4 protein-coding genes are annotated in these 5094 nt (G+C 69.2%); all 4 read left to right on the top strand.

The features are described 5' to 3' along the window. Positions 1 to 328: 328 nt before the first annotated feature. On the top strand, positions 329 to 934 hold the full coding sequence (locus HRL41_RS11525; protein WP_216662677.1) for a HEAT repeat domain-containing protein: 606 nt from the start codon (positions 329 to 331) through the stop codon (positions 932 to 934). Positions 935 to 1042: 108 nt separating this feature from the next. Then, positions 1043 to 2137: an isocitrate/isopropylmalate dehydrogenase family protein gene (locus tag HRL41_RS11520; RefSeq protein WP_172137145.1), complete on the top strand. Its 1095-nt coding sequence runs from the start codon at positions 1043 to 1045 to the stop codon at positions 2135 to 2137. 10 nt (positions 2138 to 2147) lie between these two features. Further along, positions 2148 to 4808, top strand: a complete 2661-nt coding sequence (gene acnA, locus HRL41_RS11515) for an aconitate hydratase AcnA (protein ID WP_172137144.1) — start codon at positions 2148 to 2150, stop codon at positions 4806 to 4808. A 104-nt stretch (positions 4809 to 4912) separates the two neighbouring features. Next, positions 4913 to 5094, top strand: a 182-nt coding sequence (locus HRL41_RS11510) for a hypothetical protein (RefSeq protein ID WP_371808847.1), incomplete at its 3' end; no start/stop codon positions are given.

Here is a 5094-nt window from a genome sequence, read left to right as displayed (position 1 = left end):
ATCCCATTCCGAACTCGGAAGTTAAGCCCCGCGTCGCCGAGAGTACTGCAGCGCCAGGCTGCGGGAGGCCAGGGAGTTCCGCTCATGAGGGGTGCTTTCTTGACGTCTGGGGGCCTTCGGGCCCCTTTTTTTTGGCTGCGGGGCTCTCTTGCGCCCGGGCTTCCTTCCCTCCCGCGTATCCCTGCCCTCCCGGCGCTCCGGCGCCCGGGGCGCCGCTTGTCGGTTGCGGCGGTGTTAATTCTTCGTGCCCTCCCGTTGCGCTTCTGAACGGCACGTATAATGTTTGCGGACATATCTATCGCACGCAGGACAGAGAGGGACGAGCACATTGAGTGGAAAAGCGCAGGGCACGACCTTATCGGCTGACGAGATCGCCGAATATGAGAAGAAGGTGGAGGGCCTCGTCGAGGTTCTCTCGAGCGGGTCGCGAAGGGAGCGGCAGCAGGCCGCCCAGGTCATCTCGCTGATCGGCAAGGCGAAGGCGGAGCTCCTCGTTCCCCATGCGAACGCGCTCGTCGACGCGCTCAACCGACCCGAGGCCCAGACGCGCTGGGAGGTCCTCGATGCGCTGACTGAGCTCGTGCCGTACGAGTCGCGCACGTGCGACAAGGCGCTCGTCGGCGCCGAGACGGCGCTCTTCGACGAGGACAGCGGCCCTCTGCGCCTCGCGGCCATGCGCTTTCTGTGCAGGCTGGGCGCCACCACCGAGAACCGCTCGGAGAAGACGTGGCCCCTCATCGACGAGGCCATCCAGTGCTACCACGGCGACTTGGAGTTCCAAGACATGCTGCTTGCCGTGATCGACTTCTCGAACGGCAAGCTCTCGCCGTCGGTGAAAGAGTCGCTCGCGGCGCGCATGAAGTTCGACGCCGCGAACAGCAAGGGCTCGCTCAAGAAGCGCGCGGCCCAGATCATCGAGAACGTTTCCCGTTAGTCATCCTTTTGACGCGCTGGCGCGTGACGCGCGTCGGCTTCGCTGCCCCGACTTCGTCGAGGCTGGCATGTTTCGCTGAAATGAGCATGATATTGAAGGAGAGTGGTAATGACTCGGCATATAGTGACCCTCATTCCCGGTGACGGCATCGGCTTGGAGACGTCAGCCGCCATGCAGCGGGTCGTCGCGGCGAGCGGCGCGGACATCGAGTGGGAGCTCGCCCCTGCGGGCGCGGCGTGCATGGAGGAGCATGGGACGCCCCTGCCGGAGAGCACGATCGAGGCGGTCGAGCGGAACAAGGTCGCCATCAAGGGCCCCATCACCACGCCGGTGGGCACGGGCTTCCGCAGCGTGAACGTGGCGCTGCGCAAGACGCTCGACTTGTACGTCTGCCTGCGCCCCGTGCTGTCCATTCCCGGTGCGGGAGGACGATACGAGGACGTCGACCTCGTGATCGTGCGCGAGAACTCGGAGGACCTCTATGCGGGCATCGAGTTCGAGGAAGGTTCGGAGGGCGCGTGCAAGCTCATCGACTTCGTGGAGAAGAGCGGCGCGGGGTCGATCCGCCCCGATTCCGGCATCTCCATCAAGCCCATCTCCGTCACGGCGACGCGCAACATCGTGGAGTACGCGTTCGAGTACGCGTTGAAGCACGGGCGCAAGAAGGTGACGGCGGCGCACAAGGCCAACATCATGAAGCACTCCGACGGGCTGTTCCTGCGCGAGGCGCGCGGGGTGGCCAAGCGCTACGAGGGCAAGGTCGCCTTCGACGACAAGATCATCGACGCGTTCTGCATGAGCCTGGTGATGGACCCCTCCCAGTTCGACGTGATCGTGTTCCCCAACCTCTACGGCGACATCGCGAGCGACTTGGCAGCGGGCCTGGTGGGCGGCTTGGGCATCGCCCCGGGTGCGAACATCGGCAGGGACTGCGCGGTGTTCGAGGCGGTCCACGGCTCGGCGCCTGACATCGCGGGCAAGAACCTCGCCAACCCGACGGCGGAGATCCTCTCGGCGGCCATGATGCTCGACCACCTCGGCGAGCTCGAGGCGGCGGAGCGCATCCGCCGCGCGGTGCGCGGCGTGTACGCGCGCGGGGAGCACCTGACGGCCGACATCCGCCGCGCGACGGGGTCGGGTGCCATCGCGGCAAGCTGCACCGAGTTCACCGACGCGCTCGTCGCCGCGCTCGAGGCCGAGTAGGGGGCGCGGGATGAACGAGACGTTTCAGGCGTCGCTCGCCGCAGGCGAGGCGCGCTACACCTACGTGCCCGTGTCGAGCGTCGAGGGGCACGAGAAGCTCCCCTTCGCGCTGACGGTCCTTCTGGAGAACGTGCTGCGCAACGCGAGCGACGAGGCGCAGGCGCGCGAGCTGGCGCAGCGCATCGTGAGCGCGGGCGTGGCGGGGCGCACGGGCGAGGAGGTCGAGTTCTCCCCGGCGCGCGTGCTGTTCCAGGACTTCACGGGCGTGCCGGTGTTCGTCGACTTCGCGGTGATGCGCGAGGCGTGCGTCGAGCTCGGCGGCGACGCGCGCAAGATCAACCCGCAGATCCCGTGCGATCTGGTGATCGACCACTCGGTCATCGCCGACGCGGCGGGGTGCGCGGGCTGCATGGACGAGAACATGCGCCTCGAGTTCGAGCGCAACGCGGAGCGCTACGACTTCCTCAAGTGGGCGCAGGCGTCGTTCGAGAACGTGCGCATCGTGCCGCCGGGACGCGGCATCTGCCACCAGCTCAACATCGAGCAGTTCGCCCACGTGTGCATGACCTCGCCTTCCGGCGAGACGGGCGCCGACGGCACGCCGCTCGTGTACTTCGACACGCTCGTGGGCACCGACTCGCATACGCCCACGGCGAATGGCATCGGCGTTCTGGGCTGGGGCGTGGGCGGCATCGAGGCCGAGGCCGCGGCGCTCGGCCAGCCCATCACCACGCTTGTGCCGCAGTGCATCGGCGTGAAGCTCACCGGCAAGCTGGCGCCGGGCGTGTCGGCCATGGACGTGTCGCTCACGTTCGCCTCCATGCTGCGCGCCCGCGGCGTGGTGGGCTGCTTCGTCGAGTGCTTCGGGCCGGGCGTGGCGGAGCTCTCGGCTACGCAGCGCGCCTGCATCTCCAACATGACGCCCGAGTACGGCTGCACCTGCACGCTGTTCCCGGTTGACGGCAACACGCTCGACTTCTTGCGCCTGACGGGGCGCTCTGACGAGCAGGTGGCGCTCGTGGAGGCGTACGCGAAGGCGCAGGGGCTGTGGAACGACCCCGACGCCGCGCCGCGCGCGTACGCCGACGTGCTCGAGCTCGACCTCTCGTGCGTGCTGCCGTCGGTGGCCGGGCCCTCGCGCCCGCATGACCGCATCGCGCGCGACGCGGCGGGCCTGCGCTTCCGCGAGATCTGCGAGAAGCGCGGGCTGGGCGACGAGCACGTGGAGGTCGAGATCGGCGGCGAGACCTACGCGTTCACGCACGGCACGCTCGCGATCGCGGCGGTGACGAGCTGCACGACGGCGACCGACCCCGCCATGATGCTGGCATGCGGCCTGATCGCGCGCAACGCGGTGCGCGCGGGGCTCTCCACGCGCCCGTGGGTGAAGACCATCCTGGCCCCGGGCAGCCACGCCACCGAGCTTCTGCTCGCGCGCGCGGGGCTCCTCCCCTCGCTCGAGGCGCTCGGCTTCTACACCTGCGGCTTCGGCTGCATGAGCTGCATCGGCAACTCCGGGCCGCTCATGCCGGCCATGCACGCCGTCGCCGACGAGATCGAGCTGGCGAGCGTGCTGTCGGGCAACCGCAACTTCGAGGGGCGCATCTCGCCTGACGTGTCGCAGAACTACCTGACCGCGCCGGCGAACGTGGTGGCCTACGCGCTCGCGGGCACGATGGACATCGACCTGGCCGACGAGCCCCTCGGCTGCAACGCGCAGGGCCAGCCGGTCTACCTGCGCGACATCGAGCCTGACGCAGACGAGCTCGCCGAGCTGGTGCGCACCTACGTGACGGCCGACCTGTACGCCGAGGGCGCGGCGGGCCTGTACGAGGGCGATGACGCCTGGCAGGCCCTCGGCGCGCAGCCGAGCGACGTCTTCACGTGGGACGAGGAGTCCACCTACGTGCGTCGCCCGCCGTACTTCGACGGCATGACGCGCGAGGTGACCGCCCCGGCGGCGGTCGAGGACGCGGCTGCCATCGGGTACTTCGGCGACTTCATCACCACCGACCACATCTCCCCGGCGGGCGCCATCGCGTCCGACTCGCCGGCGGCGCGCTACCTGCGCGCGCGCGGCGTGGCCGAGGCTGACTTCAACACCTACGGGAGCCGCCGCGGCAACCACGAGGTGATGATGCGCGGCACCTTCGGCAACGTGAAGCTGGAGAACAAGCTGGCGGAAGGCCGCCGCGGCGGCTGGACGCTCGACGTGCTGCGCCATGAGGTGGACCGCATCTTCGACGTGTCCGAGCGCTACGCCGACTGCGACGTGCCGCTCGTGGTGGTCGCGGGCAAGATGTACGGCAGCGGGTCGTCGCGCGACTGGGCGGCGAAGGGCCCGGCGCTGCTCGGCGTGCGCGCCGTGATCGCCGAGAGCTTCGAGCGCATCCATCGCTCCAACCTGATCGGCATGGGCATCCTCCCGCTGCAGTTCAAGGAGGGCGAGGGCGCCGAGAGCCTGGGGCTTGACGGCACCGAGCGCTACACGGTGGCGCCGATCGACTTCTCCGCGGGGCTGCCCAGCCCGCGCGTGGCGGGCGTGCGCGCCCAGCGCGCGGACGGCTCGTGCGTCGAGTTCGACGCCGTCGTGCGCGTCGACACGCCGACGGAGGGCCGCTACTACGAGGGCGGCGGCATCCTGCAGTTCGTGCTGCGCAGCTTGGCGTAGTTTCTTCCAAAAGGGCGAATAACGCGCCCGTCCCCGGCAAGGGGGCGGGCGCGTTCGCGTATACTGGTCGGACAAGCTGAAACACGATGGGAGAAGGGGATGCCGTGAAGCAGACATCCGGATTAGAGGCCTTGCTCGAGGCGTTGAAGCAGTCGGGCATGAACACAGACGGCGTGGGAGGGTCGCCTTTCGGGGGGTCGCCTTTCGGCGGCGCGCCCGGCGGCGGCGCGTCTGACGGCGACGACGAGGGGCCGGCGCGCTCCGCGGGCGGCTCGGGCGCGGGCCC

Origin of the sequence: Adlercreutzia sp. ZJ473 (assembly GCF_013185065.1) — a bacterium.
In the GTDB taxonomy this organism is placed as follows: Bacteria; Actinomycetota; Coriobacteriia; order Coriobacteriales; family Eggerthellaceae; genus CAAEEV01.
The sequence above is the reverse complement of the archived record's forward strand: the minus strand, read 5'-3'. Positions and strand labels throughout refer to the sequence as shown.

What these genes read in the sequence shown, in the direction of transcription:
- acnA (WP_172137144.1), top strand. Translation starts at nt 2,148, where the DNA reads ATGAACGAGACGTTTCAGGCGTCGCTCGCCGCAGGCGAGGCGCGCTAC.
- HRL41_RS11520 (WP_172137145.1), top strand. Translation starts at nt 1,043, where the DNA reads ATGACTCGGCATATAGTGACCCTCATTCCCGGTGACGGCATCGGCTTG.